General features: G+C 63.3%; 20 protein-coding genes, 1 tRNA gene and 1 pseudogene. 5 read left to right on the forward strand and 17 right to left on the reverse strand.

The genetic code is table 11. The features are described 5' to 3' along the window. Positions 1–23 precede the first annotated feature (23 nt). From RUH75_RS03225 to rpoZ, 8 genes are all read right to left on the reverse strand, one after another. Positions 24–641, reverse strand: a complete 618-nt coding sequence (locus tag RUH75_RS03225) for a MarC family protein (RefSeq protein ID WP_313802132.1) — start codon at positions 639–641, stop codon at positions 24–26. After that, complete coding sequence (locus RUH75_RS03230; protein ID WP_313802134.1) at positions 638–1,315, reverse strand: hypothetical protein; 678 nt, start codon at positions 1,313–1,315, stop codon at positions 638–640. Before RUH75_RS03230 ends, RUH75_RS03225 begins: the two co-directional genes overlap by 4 nt. Beyond that, the gene (folD, locus tag RUH75_RS03235) at positions 1,312–2,205 is read right to left on the reverse strand and encodes a bifunctional methylenetetrahydrofolate dehydrogenase/methenyltetrahydrofolate cyclohydrolase FolD (protein WP_313802136.1); all 894 of its coding nucleotides are present in this window, start codon (positions 2,203–2,205) and stop codon (positions 1,312–1,314) included. Before folD ends, RUH75_RS03230 begins: the two co-directional genes overlap by 4 nt. Then, positions 2,202–2,531, reverse strand: coding sequence for a DUF167 family protein (locus RUH75_RS03240; protein ID WP_313802138.1), 330 nt, complete (start codon positions 2,529–2,531; stop codon positions 2,202–2,204). Before RUH75_RS03240 ends, folD begins: the two co-directional genes overlap by 4 nt. After that, positions 2,528–2,818, reverse strand: coding sequence for a YggT family protein (locus tag RUH75_RS03245; protein ID WP_007688568.1), 291 nt, complete (start codon positions 2,816–2,818; stop codon positions 2,528–2,530). Before RUH75_RS03245 ends, RUH75_RS03240 begins: the two co-directional genes overlap by 4 nt. Before the next feature lie 148 nt (positions 2,819–2,966). Then, positions 2,967–3,884, reverse strand: a complete 918-nt coding sequence (argB, locus tag RUH75_RS03250; RefSeq protein WP_313802141.1) for an acetylglutamate kinase — start codon at positions 3,882–3,884, stop codon at positions 2,967–2,969. A 25-nt stretch (positions 3,885–3,909) separates the two neighbouring features. Continuing rightward, on the reverse strand, positions 3,910–4,581 hold the full coding sequence (locus RUH75_RS03255; RefSeq protein ID WP_313802142.1) for a queuosine precursor transporter: 672 nt from the start codon (positions 4,579–4,581) through the stop codon (positions 3,910–3,912). Between the two features lie 164 nt (positions 4,582–4,745). Next, a complete protein-coding gene (rpoZ, locus tag RUH75_RS03260) occupies positions 4,746–5,090 on the reverse strand; it encodes a DNA-directed RNA polymerase subunit omega (RefSeq protein WP_007688625.1) in 345 nt (114 codons plus the stop codon). Between the two features lie 125 nt (positions 5,091–5,215). Between rpoZ and RUH75_RS03265 the strand changes: the two genes are divergently transcribed. Then, positions 5,216–6,412 carry a cardiolipin synthase B gene (locus tag RUH75_RS03265; RefSeq protein ID WP_313802149.1) on the forward strand — a complete coding sequence of 399 codons (1,197 nt, stop codon included), beginning with the start codon at positions 5,216–5,218 and terminating at the stop codon, positions 6,410–6,412. On the opposite strand, the gene RUH75_RS03270 is transcribed toward RUH75_RS03265, so the two are convergent. Next, a complete protein-coding gene (locus tag RUH75_RS03270; RefSeq protein WP_313802151.1) occupies positions 6,409–7,242 on the reverse strand; it encodes a sulfite exporter TauE/SafE family protein in 834 nt (277 codons plus the stop codon). The genes RUH75_RS03265 and RUH75_RS03270 overlap by 4 nt on opposite strands. A 265-nt stretch (positions 7,243–7,507) precedes the next feature. Then, complete coding sequence (ald, locus tag RUH75_RS03275; RefSeq protein WP_313802242.1) at positions 7,508–8,623, reverse strand: alanine dehydrogenase; 1,116 nt, start codon at positions 8,621–8,623, stop codon at positions 7,508–7,510. 240 nt (positions 8,624–8,863) lie between these two features. Here ald and RUH75_RS03280 point away from each other — a divergent pair. Continuing rightward, positions 8,864–8,954: transfer RNA gene (locus RUH75_RS03280), tRNA-Ser, on the forward strand. Positions 8,955–9,236: 282 nt separating this feature from the next. Here RUH75_RS03280 and RUH75_RS03285 read toward each other — a convergent pair. Then, positions 9,237–9,764 (reverse strand): annotated as a pseudogene (locus tag RUH75_RS03285) (phytanoyl-CoA dioxygenase family protein); the annotation flags it as partial. A 466-nt stretch (positions 9,765–10,230) separates the two neighbouring features. Here RUH75_RS03285 and RUH75_RS03290 point away from each other — a divergent pair. Genes RUH75_RS03290 through RUH75_RS03300 form a run of 3 tightly spaced genes read left to right on the forward strand, consistent with a single transcriptional unit; the run spans position 10,231 to position 13,444 of the window. Further along, positions 10,231–11,184: an SDR family NAD(P)-dependent oxidoreductase gene (locus RUH75_RS03290; RefSeq protein WP_313802152.1), complete on the forward strand. Its 954-nt coding sequence runs from the start codon at positions 10,231–10,233 to the stop codon at positions 11,182–11,184. Between the two features lie 22 nt (positions 11,185–11,206). Next, positions 11,207–12,103 (forward strand): SDR family NAD(P)-dependent oxidoreductase, encoded by an 897-nt coding sequence (locus tag RUH75_RS03295; protein WP_313802153.1) that lies wholly within the window; start codon positions 11,207–11,209, stop codon positions 12,101–12,103. Between the two features lie 24 nt (positions 12,104–12,127). Beyond that, positions 12,128–13,444, forward strand: coding sequence for an MFS transporter (locus tag RUH75_RS03300; RefSeq protein ID WP_313802154.1), 1,317 nt, complete (start codon positions 12,128–12,130; stop codon positions 13,442–13,444). A 13-nt stretch (positions 13,445–13,457) separates the two neighbouring features. On the opposite strand, the gene RUH75_RS03305 is transcribed toward RUH75_RS03300, so the two are convergent. The 6 genes from RUH75_RS03305 to RUH75_RS03330 all read right to left on the reverse strand — a co-directional run bounded on the left by RUH75_RS03305 (position 13,458) and on the right by RUH75_RS03330 (position 20,297). Beyond that, positions 13,458–14,372 (reverse strand): DAPG hydrolase family protein, encoded by a 915-nt coding sequence (locus RUH75_RS03305; RefSeq protein ID WP_313802155.1) that lies wholly within the window; start codon positions 14,370–14,372, stop codon positions 13,458–13,460. A 29-nt stretch (positions 14,373–14,401) separates the two neighbouring features. Further along, positions 14,402–14,887: a hypothetical protein gene (locus RUH75_RS03310; protein ID WP_313802157.1), complete on the reverse strand. Its 486-nt coding sequence runs from the start codon at positions 14,885–14,887 to the stop codon at positions 14,402–14,404. Positions 14,888–14,893: 6 nt separating this feature from the next. Further along, positions 14,894–16,210 carry a 3-hydroxyacyl-CoA dehydrogenase NAD-binding domain-containing protein gene (locus RUH75_RS03315; protein ID WP_313802158.1) on the reverse strand — a complete coding sequence of 439 codons (1,317 nt, stop codon included), beginning with the start codon at positions 16,208–16,210 and terminating at the stop codon, positions 14,894–14,896. Then, the gene (locus tag RUH75_RS03320) at positions 16,207–16,596 is read right to left on the reverse strand and encodes a Zn-ribbon domain-containing OB-fold protein (protein ID WP_313802159.1); all 390 of its coding nucleotides are present in this window, start codon (positions 16,594–16,596) and stop codon (positions 16,207–16,209) included. The genes RUH75_RS03315 and RUH75_RS03320 overlap by 4 nt, the downstream gene beginning before the upstream one ends. Positions 16,597–16,599: 3 nt before the next feature. After that, entirely contained in the window at positions 16,600–17,757 is a 1,158-nt protein-coding gene (locus RUH75_RS03325) for a thiolase domain-containing protein (RefSeq protein ID WP_313802160.1), read from the reverse strand. An 83-nt stretch (positions 17,758–17,840) separates the two neighbouring features. Continuing rightward, positions 17,841–20,297 (reverse strand): TonB-dependent receptor domain-containing protein, encoded by a 2,457-nt coding sequence (locus RUH75_RS03330; RefSeq protein WP_313802161.1) that lies wholly within the window; start codon positions 20,295–20,297, stop codon positions 17,841–17,843. Positions 20,298–20,746 lie beyond the last annotated feature (449 nt).

The following is a 20,746-nucleotide window of genomic DNA, read 5'->3' on the forward strand; positions in this document are numbered from 1 at the left end:
GATGGGGAGGATTTCATGTGGCCCTAAAAACTCGCCTTCAGCCCGTCGATCACGAACTGCGCGGCCAATGCCGCCAGCAACACGCCCAACAGCCGGGTGATCACCGCCTCTATTTTGGCGCCGAGCAGCGCCATGATCGGCCCCGCCGCCAGCAGCGATCCGAGCATCAGCAGCAGCGTCACCACCACCGCGCCGATCACCACCAACCGTTCGGAAAGCCCCTCGGCCCGCGACATCAGCAGCATGACCGTGGCGATCGATCCCGGCCCGGCGATCATCGGCATCGCCATGGGAAAGACCGACACATCCTCGACTTCCGGCGTTTCGGCTATCTTCTGCGCCCGGTCCTCGCGCCGCTGGGTACGCTTTTCGAACACCATGTCCATGGCGATGATGAACAGCATGATCCCGCCCGCAATGCGAAAGCTGTGCAGTTCGATCCCCAACAGGCCGAGCAGTTGCTTGCCCCAGAGCGCAAAGAGCAAAAGAATGCCCGCCGCGATGCCGACCGCGCGGATCGCCATGCCGCGCCGCTGCGCCATGGTCGCGCCAGTGGTCAGGCTGGCATAGATCGGCGCGCAGCCCGGCGGATCGATCACCACGAACAAAGTGACGAAGGCGGAGATGAACAGCTCCGTCATCCCCCGGCCGCCACCTTGTCGTCGATCACGGTTTCATAGTCCGCGCCGTTCCACATGCGCACGGTCACGCGGCGGCTGCCGTCCGTGGCGACATCGGCGGTCCAGCTCAGGCTGTCATCCTTCGGCGCGGGCGGCATGTCGCCCTTTCCCGGCTTGCCACCCGGCGGAGGCGCTTCCCCGTCCGGTCCGCGCCGCTTGCAGGTCGCGACCTTGCCGACCAGGAACTCCGGCGCTTCACGGGCGACGGCGAGTTTATCGCCATGGTCCATGATCCACTTCCAGCCCCCTTTCTTGTCCCGCTGCCAGATGGTCGTGAAATAGCCGACGGAGCCGTCCTGCCGTTTCCAGCCGCCGGTGCTGGCCGCCAGATTGCCGTCGCAGGACACGTAGATGGTGGAAGGCGCCCAGCTCACCGAAGCGGGCGGATCGGCACGGCCCTTCAGCCACTGTTTCGCCAGCACGCGCTGCGGCACGAACATCACCGCCTCTTCCGCCGCCGTCTCGCGGAACGCGGTCCATTGCCCCTTCTGCCGCACCAGCCGGTTGAAGGCGATCTCGGCGGCGAAAACGGAACTGGGATCAGGCTGATAGCGCATCGGCGGGCGAGCCGCCGCCGATGAAGGAAAGGCCAGGGCCAGAAACGTCAGGACAAGAAACGCGGCGCGCGCCTTCACAGCCCCTCCGGCTTCGCCATCCCGGCCCGCGCATGCGCCGCCACTAGCGTGTTGCGCAGCAGCACCGCGATGGTCATCGGTCCGACCCCGCCCGGAACCGGGGTGATCGCGCGCACATGGGCCAAGGCCTCCGCCGTGGCGACGTCGCCGACGATCCGGCTCTTGCCGTCCTCTGTATCGGTGACGCGGTTGATGCCGACGTCGATCACGGTCGCGCCCGGCTTGATCCATTCGCCCTTCACCATCTCGGCCCGACCCACCGCCGCGATCACGATGTCGGCGCGATGCACGACCGAGGCGATGTCACGGGTGCGGCTGTGCGCGATGGTGACGGTGCAATTTTCCGCCAGCAGCAGCTGCGCCATCGGCTTGCCGACAATGTTGGAGCGCCCGACGACGACCGCTTCCATGCCGGCAAGATCGCCCAGCTCATCCTTCAGCAGCATGATGCAACCCAGCGGCGTGCAGGGCACCAGCGCCTCTTGCCCGGTCGCCAGCAGGCCCGAATTGACGACATGGAAGCCGTCCACATCCTTGGCGGGATCGATCGTGCCGATCACCGCGGCTTCGTTGATATGCGCGGGCAATGGCAGCTGGACGAGGATGCCGTCCACCCGCTCATCCGCATTCAGCTCCTCGACCAGATCGAGCAGTTCTTCCTCACCGATGGAAGCCGGCAGCTTGAACTCCATGCTTTCCATGCCCACGGCGACGGTCATCTTGCCTTTATTGCGGACATAGACGGCGCTGGCCGGGTCTTCGCCCACCAGCACCACGGCCAGGCCCGGCTTGCGCCCGGTCTTCGCGATGAAAGCGCTCACCCCATCCGCCACCTTGCCGCGCAGCGTCTCGGCGAAGGCCTTGCCGTCAATGATCTTGCCGATGGTCATGATGCTTCACCCCGTTCCCTGATAATGGCGGAAAGCCGCAAAAAAGCCAACGCTTCGCCCCCGCCCTTGATCCGCAGCCGCTTTAGCCGGTTGGTGTCGCCCGATTCCAGCGAAATCGCGCTGCGCGGCCAATCCAGCCGCTTCGCCAGTAGTGCGATCAGCGCCGCATTGGCCTTCCCCTTTTCCGGCACCGCCCGCACCCGCGCGCTCAGCCATGCCGCGCCTTTTTCATCCGTCCACACGCCGCCGATCTCCTCCCTCGCCGCGCCCGGCGTCAGCCGGACGGAAAGCAGCAGATCGTCGCCATCCCGGACCCAGGCCGTCACACCAGCCCGAACAGCGGTGGCAATATGGCCTGGCGGATGATGAGAATGCCCAGCAGCACGACCATGGGCGACAGGTCCAGCGCCCCCAGATCAGGCAGAACCCGGCGGATCGGATTGTAGATCGGCGCCGTCATGCGATCCAGCGCCACCATCACCGTACGGACGAAATCATTGGAAAGATTGACGACATTGAAGGCGATCAGCCAGCTCATGATGGCCTGGATGATGATGATCCACCACAGCACATCGAGCAGGATGACGATGATCTGATAGAGGGCGTAGGCCATGCAGTCTCCGATTTGATGGGCCTTCGCTCTAGCCGAGGGCGGCAGCGCGGGACAAGCCATAGCAAGAGATTTGAATGGAGTAGCGGCAAGGATGGGTGGGGAAGGATCTTATCGATGCCCCATTATGGCCCAAAACCGCGCAGTGTCCCTACCGGCGCACTAAAGTGCCCGCACCGCGATCAGTGAAGATTTCCAGCAGCATCGCATGCGGCACCCGTCCGTCCAGGATGACGGCGGCATCCACACCGCCTTCGACCGCTCGGACGCAGGTTTCCAGCTTCGGGATCATGCCGCCGCTGATCGTCCCGTCGGCCTCCAGTCCCCGGATCGTCTCGGGATTGAGGTCGGTCATCAGCTGCCCCTGCTTGTCCAGCACGCCCGCCACATCGGTCAGCAGGAAGAAGCGCGACGCGCCCAGTTCCGCGGCGATCGCCCCCGCCATGGTGTCGGCGTTGACATTATAGGTATGTCCGTCCGCGCCAATGCCCACCGGCGCGACCACGGGGATGATTCCGTCCTGCGACAGCGTGTCGAGGATGCGGCGATCGACCTTCACCGGATCGCCGACAAAACCCAGGTCCACATTGCGCTCGATCCCCGAATTGGGGTCGGCCTCGCGCTTGCCCAGCACCTTTTCGCACAGGACAAGGCCGCCATCCTTGCCGGAAATGCCGACCGCGCGGCCGCCTGCGCCGGTGATCCAGCCGACGATCTCCTTGTTGATCGATCCGGCGAGGACCATTTCCGCGATCTGCGCGGTTTCCTTGTCAGTGACGCGCAGGCCGCCGATGAATTGCGATTCGACCCCCAGCTTCTTCAGCATCGCGCCGATCTGCGGCCCGCCGCCATGGACGACGACGACATTGATGCCGACCGCCTTCATGAGAACCACGTCTTCCGCGAAATCGCGCGCCGCCTCGGGATCGCCCATGGCGTGGCCGCCATATTTCACCACGAAGGTCTTGCCCGCATATCGCTGCATATAGGGCAGCGCCTCCACGAGGGTTTCGGCCTTGGCGAGGAGCGCCGGATCGGGGGCGTGCTTGCTGTTCATGCGCGGGCGCATAAGCCACTATGCGCGCCGCCGCAAGTTAGCGGTCCAGCCGCCGCCCCAGGGCCACCAGCGCATAGATGACCGGCGGCACGAGAATGGCCGACAGCGTGACCTTCGCCAGCATCTGTCCCAACAGCAGCTCCCCGATCGGGAAGACACCGTAAAAGGCAATGGAAACAAAGAGCAAGGTATCCGCGATCTGCGACAGGGTGCTGGCTGCCGCCGAGCGCAGCCAGAGCAGGCGGTTCCCCTCCCGTCCCTTGAGCGCAGCGAACAGGGTCACGTTCAACGTCTGCGAAATGCCGTAGGCGATGATCCCGCCCAGCCAGATGCGGGGCGTGCCGCCCATCATCAGCGCAAAGGCATCGCGTCGCGCCGGGTCCATGTCGCTCGCCGCCGGGACGGACAGCACGACGATCGACAGCAATATGGAGGCGATCAGCGGCAGGAAACCGACCTGCACCAGCCGATTGGCCACGGCGCGGCCATGCAGTTCCGCGACGGCGCTGGACATCGCCACCAGCAGCAGGAAGGCGAATATCCCGGCCTCCACCGCCAACGGTCCAAGGCCGAAAGCCGGGCCGATCGCGGACAGCGGCCCCAGCGGGATCTGCTTGTTCCCCAGCACGCCCGCAATGCAGACCATGCCGCCGTAAAAGATTGAAAAGACGAAAAGCGAACGCGCTATCGGCACGGGACTGCAAGCCATTGCCGGGGCTTAACGGGATTTCGCCGGGGTGGGAAGTGGGTCGAAGGAGTGGCCGGTTTTGGCCAACCACAATCCTGGGCTGAATTCCAATCGCCCGAACAGATCGAGGCCCGGTACCGCTTGTGCAGCCCGGGCCTCATTCCCTCTCCAAACCGGTGAACGGATCAGCCGTCGTAGTCGCCGCCGATATTCTGGTTGCGCGGCGGCGCGGCGGCGGTCAGGCGCAGGGCCTCCGCCGACTGGGCGATCGAACCGATTTCGTCCGGCGTGTCGTCGTCGTCGATCTGCACCTTTTGCAGCGAAGCGACGAGCGAATCATGCAGATCCACCGGCAGGACGGTTTCTTCCGCGATCTCGCGCAGGGCGACGACCGGATTTTTATCGCGGTCGCGGTCCAGAGTCAGCTCGGCGCCGCCCGAAATCTCACGGGCGCGCTGCGCGGCAAGCAGAACGAGGTCAAAACGGTTGGTAACCTTGTCGACGCAATCTTCGACGGTAACGCGTGCCAAGCGGGCGCTCCTGAACAACCAGTGAAAAATCGTGAAATGGGCGCCTAACAGCGCTGGCACCGCGAGTCAATGAAAAGCCCATGAAAGTCATGGTCAGCCGCCCCGAATGCAGGCATGAACGGAACATGGCGGGCATCAGGCAGGCAGAGCCGGGGCGGGGCGAGGGGCAGATCAGCCTGTCGCTGCACGCCAACCGGCTGCGCGTGATCGAGACGGGACCGGCGCTGCGGCAGGCGCTGGTGAACCTGATCGACGGCGCGCAGGAAAGCCTGAAACTTTATTATTATATCTTTGCCGCCGATGGCAGCGGGCGATTGATCCTCGACCGGCTGATCGCGGCGCGGGCGCGGGGGGTGGCGGTCACGTTGATGATCGACGCCTTCGGTTCGGGCGCCACGCCGCTGGCCTTTTTCGATCCGCTGGTGGCTGCTGGCGGGCATTTCGGCCGCTTCGGCGCGCGGCGCTCCATGCGCTATCTCATCCGCAACCACCAGAAGCTGGCGATTGCCGATGATCGGCGGCTGCTGATGGGTGGCTTCAACGTCGAGGATGGCTATTTCGGCATTCCGGCCGAGGATTGCTGGCATGACCTTGGCCTGTTGGTCGAAGGGCCGCAGGTGCAGGCGATGACCAGCTGGTACAGCCAGCTCTGGCGCTGGGTGTCGACCCGCAAGCAGCGCTTCCGCACGCTGCGGCGCATGGTCCGCCACTGGCACGGCTCCCATGACGAGGGCCAGCCGATGCGCTGGGTGATCGGGGGCCCGACCCGCCGCCTCAGCCCCTGGGCGCAACTGGTGAAGCACGATCTGGAGCGCGCGCGCCGGCTCGACATGGTGGAGGCCTATTTCTCGCCGGGGAGGGGCATGCTGAAGCGTCTTGCCTATGCCGCGCGGCGCAAGGGGTCGCGCCTGATCCTGCCTTCGAAATCCGATAATGGCGCGACCGTCGCGGCGGCGCGGCTGCTCTATGGCCCGCTGCTCAAGCGGGGGGTGGAGATTTGGGAATATCAGCCCTGCAAGCTGCACATGAAGCTGATCGTAGTGGATGACGCCGTCTATATTGGATCGGCCAATTTCGACATGCGCAGCCTGTTCCTCAATCTGGAGATCATGCTGCGGGTGGAGAATGCGGGCTTTGCGCGGGCGATGCGCGCCTTCATCGACCAGCGCGCGGGGGAAAGCCGACAGGTCACGCTGGAAACGCATCGCGCCCAGCGCAGCCTGCCCACCCTGATCAAGCAATGGATCAGCTATTTTCTGGTCGGCGTGCTGGATTACACGGTCACCCGCCGACTCAATTTCCGCGATCCCGATGCGGATTAAGGCATCTTGATAGCGTTGCGGAGCATCACGAAAGCGATGATGACGAGATAGACGCCGAACACGCGCTTCAGCAACGCGGCGGGCAGGCTGTGCGCCGCCGCCACGCCCAGCGGCGCGGTGAGGATCGACATGGAGGCGATGGCGAGCGTCGCGGGCACGTTGACATAGCCCAGCGACCCCCAGGGCAGACCGCTTTCCTTCAGGCCGATCAGCGCGAAGCCGATGGCGCTGGGGATGGCGATCAGCGTGCCGATGCCCGATGCGGTGGCGATGGCGCGATGGATCGAGCGGCCGCAGAGCGTCATCACCATGATGGCGATGGTGCCCCCGCCAATGCCCAGCAGCGCGGAAAAGGTGCCAAGCCCCCCCGCAATGCCGACACGCGCGATGCCGGAGGGCATTTCGTCGCTGATCACCTTGCCGCCCACTTTGGGCAGCAGGAAATTGAGCGACATCAGGAACACGCCGACCGCGAAGATCATGGTCAGGATGCGGCCGTCGACATGACCCGCCAGCAAGACGCCGATGCCGTCGCCCAGAATGATCCATGGCGCCCATGCCTTGAGCACCTCGAACTCGACCGCGCCGCGCTTGGCGTGGGCGAGGAGGGAGCGGATCGACGTCACGATGATCGTTGCCGCCGACGTGCCGATGGCGACATGGGCGACGGCATCATGCGTGCCGCCCAGCAGCGGCAGCACGACGAACAGCGCCGGCACGACCACGAAGCCGCCGCCGATCCCGAAAATGCCGGCGGCAAAACCGGCGAACAGCCCCGCGGCCAGCATCGCGACCAGCGGCACCAGCCAACTCATCATGTCGCCCTGCATCAGCGCCGCCCCCCTGCCGATGCTGCCCCGGCGGCGTTGTTGCGGGAAATGCCTCTACGGATCGAGGCGGCGGAAGCTGTGTGATCGACCATGACGGGAACCATGCCTCTCTCCGGCGGAATGTACGTGGCAGGGCGGATCAGCAGCCCCCACATTCCGCCAGACGAATGAGCATGGAGAACCCGCAAAGGCGGGGATGATTATTGTGGTGATCACGATGGCGGGACGGGAAATGCCCTGGAATGGCCGGAATGCTGCAATCATCCTATCCCAGGGCCTGCTCCGCCGGGGCATAGGGCAGGTCCAATTCCTCCGCCACCGCCCGATAAGTGATCTGCCCGTTCCAGACATTGAGGCCGTCCAGCAAATGCGGGTCCGCGCGCAGCGCTTCCTTCCATCCCAGATCGGCCATCTTCAACGCGTGGGGCAATGTCACATTATTGAGCGCATAGGTACTCGTGCGCGCCACGGCGCCCGGCATGTTGGCGACGCAATAATGAACGATCCCGTCGACGATATAGGTGGGGTCGTCATGGGTGGTCGGATGACTGGTTTCGAAACAGCCGCCCTGGTCGATCGCGACATCGACCAGCACCGCGCCCTTCTTCATGGTCCTGAGCATGTCCGCGGACACCAGCTTGGGCGCGGCGGCGCCGGGGATCAGCACCGCGCCGATCACCAGATCCGCTTCCGCCACGCATTCCGCCACATTCGCGCGGTTGGAAAAGCGCGTCTTCGCCCGCGCCTCGAAATAAATGCCCAATCGTTCCAGCACTTCAGGGCTGCGGTCGAGGATGGTGACGTCCGCGCCCAGCCCCGCCGCCATCTGAGCCGCATTGAAGCCGACGACGCCGCCGCCGATCACCGCGACCTTGGCGGGCAGCACGCCGGGCACCCCGCCCAACAGCACGCCGCGCCCGCCATGCGCTTTCTCCAGCGCGGTCGCGCCGGCCTGGATCGCCATGCGTCCGGCCACCTGGCTCATGGGCTTGAGCAGGGGCAGCCCGCCATTGGCATCCGTCACAGTCTCATAGGCGATGCAGGTCGTGCCTGACGCCATCAGCTCCCGCGCTTGGTCGGGGTCGGGCGCCAGATGCAGATAGGTGTATAGAATCTGGTCAGGCCGCAACAGGGCGCGTTCTTCGGCCTGCGGTTCCTTGACCTTCACGATCATCTCCGCCGCCGCGAAGATTTGGGCCGGATCGTTCATTATCTCCGCTCCGGCGCGGGCATAGAGGCTGTCATGAGCGCCGATTCCGTCGCCCGCGCCGCTTTCCACGAGCACCCGATGGCCATGCGCGGTCAACTCATGCACGCTCTCCGGAGTCAGGCCGACGCGATATTCATGGTTCTTGATCTCCCTGACGGTGCCTACGATCATGACCATCTTCTCCATCCTTGCGGGAACGACCTCTAGATAATCATCGCTCCGGCCTTTTTCCCGTGATCGCCAAAAAGAACCTCAGGGCCCCCGCCGCGCCGGCATGCGAGCAAAAGAGCGGTCAACGGGGTCGGCAAGCGGATCGGCATCGGCCGATCAAGCGCCGAAGCAAAAGGAATGTAAAGCATCCCCTTGCCTAGCGCCGCAACGCACGATAGGAGCCGCCTTCCAGTGCAATGCGGAGCGGTGGCCGAGTGGTCGAAGGCGCTCGCCTGGAAAGTGAGTATACGTCAAAAGCGTATCGAGGGTTCGAATCCCTCCCGCTCCGCCATTTATTTACATTTTTCAATAACTTAATGGACGGATACTGGGTCGGTCCCGGCCTTGGTCCGCACTTTTGCAGCGAATTGGCGCGAACCGCTGCGACCAGTCTCATCTGTCGCTCGAACAGACTTGCGCTGCGCGCCTTCCGCCGGGCAGGTCCGACCTGCACCGCACGCACAGCGCTCATCAAAGTCAGTTCGGACAATCTCGAAATAAGGCCGCTGTTCAATGCCGACAGGCGGCCCCTTTTGCCGGCCATTTGAAAGCCATAGCCTGGGCAATCAACGGCCTATCGCGGCCAGAGTAGGGGGAATATGGGGGCCGTGATCCGATCCCCGGTCTTATGGTCAGGATACGGAAAGTTCGGCACGTTCCTGAGAGCTCCAAAAATCTGCGCGCGGCTTTCATCCCACCGGGCGTCATCGCCGAGGAAGCGGAAGGCAATCGCTCGTCGCCGTTGGTTCCGCGAAAGATTTCCCGGAGCTCCGTGGATCGTGTCCTTTTGATGGATAAGGACGTCCCCTGGATCGACGTCCCAAGTGCAAAACTCATAATTTTCAGGATGGTCGCGAATATCGGCTATTGTACGCAACTGCCTTGAACTGGCGCCAGCGCCGGGATTCTCTTCTCCCAGCCCCTCGTTCGACAACCAGTCCTTTTCATTGTCCGACCAATTCTCGATCGGATAGAAAGCATTCCACTGATGGGATCCCTTGACGTAGGTGACAACGCCCGTCGCAGGTGTGGCTCGGTCCAGAGGCACCCAAACGGACATTACCTGTTGTCCGGAAAATGGCCAGTAGGCGGTGTCATGATGCCAAGGCGTGGGCTTTCTTGAAGGCGATCAGTCACGGGAAATCCTGATCGAAACGGCGATCCGCCTACCCGCCATGATAGGCGAATTTCACCAAGACCAACCAACCCGCACGGCTGAACCGTAGCGGGCTCAGCTTGGTCCGGCCGATAAGCCGGTGGCCAAGAGAAGCCGGATTGCAGCGTGCAGCCGGGTCGACTTGTTATCGAGCACACCGCTCACAGATGAACCACGTTCTTCCCTTATGCCGCATCCGGTGCCGGTTTGGCGGGCAGCGGCTCGCGATGTCCCGACGCCGGCCATGACGCGATCATCGGCCAAGCAATATCCTCCCTCGAATATAAGCCATTCTTCCGTCCTGTTTCATATGGTTGCGGATCAAAACCGCGTCTGCTGCGTCTTGGCGTTGGCGGGCGATCTCGACCATCGATGGACTTATCGATCACGGCGGGCCGCGGCGGAACACCAGATGCAAACGAACGACAGCATATCTCTCGACGGCAAGGTCGCCATCGTCACCGGGGCGGGCAGCGGCATTGGCCGGGCAGAAGCGATCCAGCTCGCGCGGCTCGGCGCGCGGGTCGTGGTCAATGATCTGGGCCTTGGCGATCCCGATCGGGCGCAGCGGGTGGCCGACGAGATATGTGATTTCGGTGGGGAGGCGGTCGCCGACGTCCATTCGGTCGCGACGATGGAAGGGGGCAAGGCGATCGTCGAGACTGCGATCGCCCGGTTCGGCCGGCTCGACATCCTCGTGAACAACGCCGGCGCCGGGCGGCGCGCGCCGATCACGGAGATGAGCGAGAAGGACTGGGACCTGACCGTCGCGGTGAACCTGAAAGGATGTTTCACCACGGTACGCCACGCCGCCCCGATCCTGCGCGCCCAGCGGAGCGGGGTGATCGTCAACACGAGTTCCGATGCGGGGCTCGGCATCTTCGCACTGTCCAACTATGCCGCCGCCAAGGAGGGTGTGGTCGGCTTCACCCGCGCGGTAGCCTTCGAACTCGGTCGCTATGGCGTACGCTGCGTCGCCATCCGGCCGCGCGCCTGCCGCACGCGGATGACCGGGCCGGACAGCCATGCGGCGTTCCAGGCCTTCGAGGCGGATTTCGGCCTGCCCTTCTTCGGCGCCCATCCCTTCGCGCACACGATCTTTCCCGAGCCCGACGAAGTCGCCGCGATGGTCGCCTTTCTGTGCGGCGACGGGCTCGACGCACTGAACGGTCAGGTCCTGCAAGCCGGCGGCGGGGAGATCGGCCTCTGGTCCGCGCCCGAGGTCGAGCGATCCTTCACCCGACCGTCGGGATGGGACGTGGAGAGCCTGCAGGCGATCAAGGCCGATCTCGTCCGCGATCTGGTCGACCGGCGCGCGGCGATGCCCGACGATGCCTGGGCGCGGCTGGAAAACCGGGGCAAATGAACTATAGCAGCAGGAACGATGCATGAGCAGAACGGAGAGGCTGGACTTTGGAGGCCGGGTCGTCCTCGTCACCGGAGCGGGGCGTGGCATAGGGCGTGCCTATGCCTTATGGTTCGCCGCGCATGGCGCAAGCGTCGTGGTGAACAACCGGCGCCATGCGGGCGTGCCGTCCGCCGCCGAAGCGGTGGCGGCTGAAATCCGCGCGAATGGCGGCAGTGCGATCCCGGACGAGCATTCGATCGATACGGCGGAGGGCAATGCCGCGATGGTGCGGACTGCGCTCGACGCCTTCGATCGGGTCGACGCGCTGGTGTGCAACGCCTCGATCAACCCGACGGTGCGCTTGCCCGTGCAGGAGATTCCAATGGAGGAAGCCCGGCGGATGATGGACATCAATTTCTGGGGGACGTTCCACGGCATCCGCGCCGCGTTGCCCGCGATGCTCGACGCCGGCTATGGCCGCATCGTCGTCACCACATCGGCGGCCGGCCTTTACGGACAGGCCAACCTGTCGATCTATGCCGCGTCGAAGATGGCGCTGATCGGGCTGATGCGCGGCGTCCAGTGCGAGACGCGTCCGGCGGATATCCGGATCAACGCCATTTCGCCCTATGCGCGCACGCAGATGTCGGAGAAGGCGATTCCGGCGGATCATGCCGAGCTGATGTCGCCCGCCAGGATCGCGTGGGTCGTGGGTTATCTGTGTAGCGAGGCGTGCAAACGGGGCGGCGCGATCCTGGCCGCGGGCGCCGGACGGCTGCGACGGACCATGATCGTCGAAGGCGCGATCGTCGAGCCGGTCGACGAGGACCTGACCGGTCTGTGGCCGACGCTCGACGATTTGCACGGCGTCACCGAGCCGCGCTATGTCTTCGACGCGACGAAAACGATGGTGCCGGAACTCATGGCGCCGAAATAGGCGAGCTTGGGGGGAGGCGACGGCATGGTTTCAACGGTAGCGGGCGAACCCCGGGCGCCCGGCAGCGAATGGACCCGCTTGCAGCTGTCGGTCGTGCTGATCTGTTCGATCATCAACGCGCTTGACGGGATGGACGTGCTGATCGTCTCCTTCATCGCGCCCTCGCTGGCCAGGGACTGGTCAGTGAGCATGGAGGGGCTGGGAATCATCTTCAGCGCGGGGCTGGCGGGGATGATGGCGGGCAGCATGCTGCTTGCCCCCCTCGCCGATATCTTCGGACGACGTCCGATGATCCTCGTCGGACTGATCCTCATCACCGTCGCGATGATTGCATCCGGGCTGGTCGCGACACCTGTGGCGTTCGCGCTGACGCGCGTGATTGCGGGCCTCGGCATCGGAACGCTGCTCGCGAGCGTCGCCGCGATGACGAGCGAGTTCGCGCCGCCTGACCACCGGACCTTCGCGATCGGCATTTTCCAGGGGGGCTATCCGTTCGGCGCGGTCGCGACGGGTTTCGCCGCGATCTGGGCAATCCCGCATTATGGATGGCAGGCTACGCTGATAGCGGCGGGCGTGATCAGCGGCCTGTTATTGCCGGTGGTCTTCGCGCTGTTGCCGGAATCACCGGACTATCTCGAGCGGCGGCAACCGGCGAACGCGCTGCCCCGGCTCAACCGGATCAGGGCGCAGATGAGGCTGGCCCCGTTCGAATGCCTGCCGTCCATCGAAGCCGCGGCGCGCAAGGTGCGGTTCAGCCGCTTCTTCGAGCGCGGCATGTGGAAACCGACGCTTCAACTCTGGACCTCGACTTTCCTCGGCGTCGGCGTGCTCTATTTCGTGCTCAGCTGGATACCGAAGCTGGCCGTCGAGGCCGGGCTGGCCCCGGAGGATGCGCTCTACGCCGGCACGTTGCTCAATCTGGGCGGCTTCGCGGGCAGCCTGACGCTCGGCTGGATGGCCCGTCGCCTGCCGGTCGGCTGGCTGATCTGCGCCTTCCTGACGGCATCGACGGTGTTCATGATCATCTTCAGCCTCCCGGGCACGTCACTGCCGCTTGCGCTGGTCCTCGCGATGTTGATCGGCTTCGCCCTGCAAGGCGGGTTCAGCGCCTTTTATTCACTTTCGGCGATGCTGTACCCCACTGCAATCCGCAGCTCGGGAATCGGCTGGGCGACGGGGTGGGGCCGCTTCGGGGCCGTTTTTGGACCATTGATTGGCGGCTATCTGCTCAGCCAGGGGCACAGCCTGCTGTTCGTCTTCCTCTGCTATGCCGTGCCGCTGCTGATATCCGGTGTGCTGGCCGGGCTGGTGCGCAGACCCGCCCGCCATCATGATGGCTAGGCATTCGCTCCATTTATCGGTTGGGATCGGCAAATTCGGCGTAGAGTTGTGGCAGGAACGACGCCAGATGGTTCATCTCCGCTCCGCAGTGGAACAGCATCGACGGGCAGATTTCATGCAGTTTATGGGGTGGCTTGACGTTTCGAACGATGGATTCGGCCAGCTGACGCACGCCGGGCAATGTCAGGAACTTGCCGGTGGTCGATGTCATCGAGTGCATCGGCAGCGCCAGCATGCGCAAATCATTGGCAATGAAACGGCTGCGCATTTCGCAACCATTTGATGTCGGCCGCACATGATGGATCATCCACGCAACCCCAAGCGGCGCAGTGGACAGCCCGCCGCGAGCGGTGATGACGGTTTCGCCGGGCCTGAGGTCGAAGCCGATCTTTGCGGGATCCTGGAAGCCCGCGCGAAGGAATGACCGCGTCTCGCCGATATATTCGTCAATGTGGCAGCTATTGCCTTGCCACCGTTGACGGTCGGTCAACCCCTTGGTCTGGCTGCGATCCTCGGTATACATGGCGAGGAGATGCGCCTCGGGATGCCAGAGCTTGTAGCGCGCAGCCTCCACCGCGTGCCACCACATCCACCAGTCCCACATTTCGGCGGTCACGCCCGGCATGTCAGTGAAAATGGCGATGACCAGATGGCCATCGTCGTTAATGGTATAGCCCGTTTCCATGTGCAGATAACCCGGTTTCGACATCTCGTCGGCGACGGTGGAAATGCGCGATCCATAGGCGCCGGAGACGGGGCCGCTGGTCAGCGCCTCTTTGATGTGCGGCTGAACCGGGATCAACCGCTCCTTGAAATAATGCGCATAAGGCCTGGCATAATCGGCATCGCGATACCCAAGATAGCGAGGTTCGGTGTGATAACCGGCAGGGACGGGCGCGCGGTCGGCTTTCGTCACTTGATAATCCATGTCTTCTCCTGAGGTGCTTCACCGCGATCTTAGGTGGGGAATGAGCGGCGCAGATCGCGCAACAGACAGCCGGTGAACAGCATGCTCAACACGCCGCCATAAGCGGTCTTGAGCAAAAGCGCGTGGTCAAAGGGCAGGCCGGATACCGTTGCGAACCACAGGCCCCCCGCCCATATCCCATAGCCGACCGGCAGGGCCGCGATGCCAGCAAGCAGCGCTCGCGCGATGATATGATTGACGCGGTGGAGCTGAATCGGTGGTGCGCCGCTTGAAGATGCAGGGCGTCCCGCGAAGGTGCGCCGTGCGACCAGCGCCGGCACGAGAACCCCCATGACGGCGCCCATGAAGCTCTGGGGCAAGGCGTCGAAGGCGAGATTTCGCCAGCCCCAGACGGGAACGCTTGCGATATCGCCGAAGGTCAGGCGGAAAGTGAGCGCGCTCATGGCGCCGCCTGCCACCAGGCTGCCCAGGAGTTGCTGGACGCACCAGCGGTCAAAGCGGGTTGCGGAGGTCATGGCGGGTCAGCGCCGAACCTGCGGGAGTTCGGTGAGCCGGGCTCCCCGATCCGCCAGTCGTTCCAGCAGCGGTGCTGGCGTGAAATGGCCGCCATGCCTGCTCTCAAGGTCGCGCAAACGCCTGACCACCATCGGCAGGCCCATGCTGTCTGCGAACCACGTGATCCCGCCCTTGTCGAGTGGCCAGCCATAGCCGGTATTCCACACCACATCGATGTCGGAGGCGCGCTGGGCGATGCCTTCGTCCAATATTCTTGCCGCCTCATTGATCATCGGCAGGATCATCCGGTCGATGATTTCCTGCTGTGTCAGCGCGCGCGGCTCAATGCCTGCCCGATCCCGGATGCGGGCAATGATCGCATCGACTTCGGGATCGGAAAGGGGTGCGCGATTGCCCGGTTCATAGCAATAATAGCCTTTCCCCGCTCGCTGGCCGAGGCGACCGGCCGCGTAAAGCGCATCGCCGATCGCGTCCGTTTCGCCAGTCTCCTGCCGCAGTCGCCAGGTCAGTTCTATGCCGCCGGACATGTCCTGCAACACGAACGGTCCCATCGGAAAGCCGAATTGCGTCATCGCATCGTCGATCTGGGCGGGACTGGCGCCTTCGAGCAGCATGACCGACGCCTGTTGGTCGCGCGCGGCAAAGATGCGATTGCCCACGAAACCGAAGCAGACGCCGACAACGACCGGCACCTTGTTCAGCGCCCGCGCAAGGTCCAGCGCAGTGGCAAGGCAGCGGCCAGAGGTTTTTTCGCCGCGCACCACTTCCAGCAGGCGCATGACATGAGCGGGGCTGAAGAAATGGAGGCCGATCACATCTTCGGGGCGATTGGTGACGGCGGCGATTGCATCGATATCGAGCGTCGAGCTGTTGGTCGCAAGCACGGCCCCTGCCGGTGCGATTTCCGCGAGGCGCGCGAATATCTGCTTCTTGAGCGCCATATTCTCCCAGACCGCCTCGATGAACAGTTGTGACGGTGGGGCTGACGCAAGGTCGGTGACGCCCGACAGGCGTTCCATTCGTTCATCCACCTCCGCTTCGCTCATCTGTCCGCGCCTGACGCGATTGGCCCAGTTCGCGCGGATGCGGGCGGCGGCCCTCTCAAGGTTCGCCGTTTCGGTTTCCATCAGCGTGACCTGAAGCCCGGCATCAAGCAGAGCGGTTGCGATGCCGCAGCCCATCTGCCCGCCGCCGATCACGCAGACATGGCCGATATCGGCCGGCAATGCGTCCGGCGCAACGTTATCGATGGTCCAGGCCAGAGCCTCCGCCGCTCCGGCATATTCTCTCGCGGGAGGCAGGCTGTCGCTCATGTCGGTCATGATAGGCGGTCCTGTTCCCCATTCGTGCAGGCAAAGCTGGGCATCGAGCCACTGCCTTGGGTGGCTGCGAGTCTGACTTCGTCACCGATGGTCAGCCCCTGCGCATCGTCACCGACGATCAGGGAGAGGACGCTGGGTCCTTCGGGCAGAGTGACATAGGCGGCGACGACGACCTTGTCGCGCTGGCGCCAGCGGGTGAGCGTGTAGACATGTCCGGTTCCAGCCGCGACCGTCCAATCGGTGTCGCCGCTGCCGCAGAACGGGCAGTAACTGCGTGGATAATGGTGATGCGCATCGCAGGCATTGCAGTGGCGGACGAGCAGGCGCCCTTCCATCAGCGCTTCGTCATAAGCCTTGCGTTCTTCGACATCTGGCGCAGGAACCATGGATCAGATCCGTTCAAGAATGATGGTGGAGGAGCCGTGATGACCGGCAATGACGCCGCCCGTGCCGTGGGCCAGGGCCAGGTCGCAATTGGGAACCTGGACTGCCGGGTGCGCGCTGCCACGTGCCTGCCGCGCCGCTTCGAGCAGCTTGGTCATACCGCCGCGGTTGCCCGGATGATTGCTGCACAACCCCCCGCCATCGGTGTTGAACGGCAGCCTGCCGACGCCGGAGATGAGATTGCCGTCCGCGACGAAAGCGCCGCCTGTGCCCTTTTCGCAGAAGCCGATGTCCTCGATCTGGACGAGCACGGTGATCGTGAAACTGTCATAGAGGGACGCATATTTGATGTCGCTGCGTTCGATCCCGGCTTCCGCGAAAGCATCGGCTGCCGAACGAACGCCGGCAGTGCGGGTGAGATCGATCAGGCCGCCATTGGCGTGGCCGATGGCACAGCCCGAGCCGGCAATGCGGACCAGCGGCTTGCCCGTGGACCGCGCGATTTCCTCGCGGGCGATCACCAGCGCGCCACCACCGTCCGTCATCACGCAGCAGTCGAGGCGATGAAGGGGATCGGCGACCAGGGGGGAGGCAAGCACCTCCTCGACCGTGACGATATCGCGCAGCAGCGCATGGGGATTGTGCTGCGCGTGATGCGAAGCCGCCACCTTTATCCATGCAAGCTGTTCGCTCGTGGTGCCATATTCGTGCATATGGCGGGCGGCCACCATCGCATAGAGCGGCGCCGGCGGGAAACTGGCGAAGCGAATGTCCGGGGCCGACAGCATATCGACCCCGCTCAGTCCGAAGGCGCGTTTGTCCCCCAATTGGTTGTCGGCCATCGTGATCAGGGCGACATTGCAACGTCCGGCGCGGATCGCGTCGATCGCATGCTGGACATGGAAGAGATAGGAGGAGCCGCCGGTTTCGGTGCTGTCGGCATAGCGGACATTGCTGAGCCCGAGATGCTCGGCCATGGAGAGCGCGCCGACGCCGGGGGCATCGGCGGCACAAAAATAACCGTCGACATCATGAATGGTAAGGCCCGCATCGGCAAGCGCCCCATGCGCGACGTCGGCATGAAGGCGCGCGCGGGACAATCCGTCCGCGCGCCGGGTCGGATGTTCGTAGAGTCCGACTATGAAGGCATCAGTTGTAGCCACGAATATTCTTCCCTGGTTCATGGATTATTCCCCACCGACGACGAACAGATCGGCGGCGGGGAATGGGTCATGTGGCGGCTCAATCAGTAACGGAAGGAAATGGTCGCGCCATAAGTGGCGGGCCGTCCCGTGATGCGGCTCAAACCGTCGCCGGTGCGCGAGATGTTCACGATGTAGAATTTGTCGGTGACATTACGGCCCCAGGCTTCCACCTTCCAGCGGCCGTTGGCGAATTCCACGCCGGCCCGGACATCGAGCAGCGCATAACCCGGCACCCGGACACGCGGATCGATGGAAAGGACGGTGATATAGGAGCTGCGATAGCGCGGGCTCGCGCCGATATAGGCCTGGGTCGCGCCGTTGATCGGGAAGCGATATTCGAAGTCCCCGGTCAATGACCATTTCGAGGTCGTCGGGAATTCGACGCCGCGCAGATCGAAAGTCGTGCCCGACAATGGATCGCTCGCCGCCTGCGTGCCGCCGTTCGGGCTGTTCAACTCGTGGCTGAGAATTTTGGTGTCGACATAGGCGCCTCCGACCGATGCGGTGAAACCCTGGAACGGGCGCAGGACGACATTCCCTTCGACGCCAATGGCGCGCGACTTGGGCACGCTCACCGCCGCGGGGAGATTGCCGGCGAAAGCGCTCTGGAAGTTTCCAACCGTCTGCTTGTTTTTATAGTCATAGTAGAAGACGGCGGCGTCGAGTTGCAGCGTGCGTCCGAACTCTTTCTTCGCGCCCACTTCATAAGCAGTCAGTTGCTCCTGCGGGCTTGGCTGCAATTGTTCGACGGTGAGCGCGGGAACGCGGGGGAAGGTGCCCGCCTTGTAGCCGCGGGTGACGTTCGCATAGACCAGCGTGCCCGGCGCCGGTTTCCAGTCAAAGCCGGCACGCCAGGAGAAATTGTCTTCCTTCAGCTGTATCTGCGCCAGTCCAACCGTGGCGGGGACGAAGTTGGCAATATTGCCGATACCCGAAACACCGTTGTCGAGTGCGGTGATGCAACCTCCGACCACAGCATTGTTCGGGAAGTTCGGCAAGCCTGAGACGAACCTTGCCAGCCGTCCGTCGCCAGCATCCTTGAAACATCCCGACCAGTTGTTCCGCGAATCTGTGTACCGGGCGGAGGCCTGAAAGCTCAGCCTGTCCATGACCTTATAGTCCAGACTGCCGAAAAGGCCCATGGTCCTGACATTGTGATGTTCATATGTTGAGAAGGTGACGTAACCGGGATCGGTCGTCCAGACATCGGAGAAGCCAAGCGGCTGCGGCGGCAGTCCGGCATTGATGTTCCCATAATAGCTCTGCGGCGTGAAAAATGGCACCCTGTTATTGGAGAAGTTGGCCGTCGCGTTGCTGCCGCTGGTCACAATGTCCTTCTGGTAACTTGCGCCGACCATCCACTTCAGACGATCGGTGGCTTCGCCGGACAGGCGAAGTTCCTGGGAAAAGGTCTTGATGTCGCCGGGCAACCGCTGAAGCTGGGACACGAAGGGAACGCCCTGGGTATCGATCATCATGTACTGATGATATTTGACGTAGTTCGTAATGGCGTTCAGCGTGATCCTGTCACTCAGATTGGCTTCGGTCTTGAGCGATATCTGATATTGATGGGTGTTGCCGCCATAGTCGACGCCAGCAACCCAATCGGCGAGGCGATCATTCTTCGTGTTGACTGATGCATAAAGCGCGTCGGCGGCAACGAAACTGGGCCTGACGCGCGCCGCGCCGGTTGCGCTCGCAGGAAAGAAGCCGAGATATTGCGGCGCCTGCGATTCACTCTTGTTCGAATAGCCGTTCACGTTGAGCAGGAAGTGCAGAGAATCCGAGGGGTCCCATTTGGCCATGATGCGTCCCGCCCAGAAGTCGCGCTTGCCCAGGCGATCATCGGGGCGGGAGATGCTCTTTTGCCAGCCGTCGCCCGATTCCACAGTGCCGGCAACGCGGATGGCGAAGGTGTCGGTCAGCGGAATATTGACGAAACCGTCGAAATTGAGCGTGTTGTAATTGGCATAGGTGGCGCGCAGCCCGGCGCCAAACGCCGGCTTGGGACTGTTCGGCACGAAGTTGACAAGGCCGCCGGTAGCGTTCTGACCAAAAAGCGTGCCCTGCGGCCCCTTCAGAACCTCGACGCGTTCAAGATCATAGGTCAGGCCCTGCGCCTGGTTCGAATAGGCAAGCGGGGCCTGATCGACATAGATCGCGACGGTCGGCGAGGACGCGATCGAATCCGACAGATTGCCGATGCCGCGGATATTATAGTTCTGGTTGCCATAAAGGCCGACCTGGGTCGAAAGGGTCGGCACGATCTTGCCGAGATCTTCGACACTGGCAATGCCGCGCTTTTCCAGGGTTTCGCCTCTCGCCGCCGAAATCGACATGGGCACCGTGCTGATCGCTTCGCTCGTCTTGCGCGCGGTGACGATGATATCGTCGTTGGAGGGTGTTGCCGCATCGCCAGGCAAGCCGTCTCCGGCAAGCGCGGGATGGGCGACGCACAATGCCGTACCCGTCATGAGTGTCGCGAATGATTTCCTCATCATAGCCTCCCCTTTTGTATTTTGGTCCGCGTGATTCCGCAGCTTGTCCTCTTTGCGATCGATCTGGTCCCAGATCCCGGACGCTCGCGTGCAGCGCATGCGGCGAAGGACGGAAAAGCGAGGGGCAGGTTTCGAAGCAGGGCCTGTAATTTGTCAATGTGGATAATTATTCTATCTTGTGTTGTCCAGATAGAAAATTGAATGACGGGCGCTGAAGCTCGTTCCGCCATTCCCGCCGCGTTCCGGTTTCCGCTCCTCGATGACATTTGGAACGGCGGCAACAGGGGGTTCAGAGCCGGATCGGGGGCAGGCTTTTGCCGTTCGCCCCTGGTCAAATAATTTTCCAATTGGATGCGCAACGCTTTTAAAATAATCCATCCCGTAAATATATGTAGCGGTTGGCCGGATGGTGCTACGCTATTGATCGTGAGGCTTATGTAGGGCGGCAG

The sequence above is a fragment of the Sphingobium sp. genome (assembly GCF_032153725.1).
Lineage (GTDB): Bacteria > Pseudomonadota > Alphaproteobacteria > Sphingomonadales > Sphingomonadaceae > Sphingobium.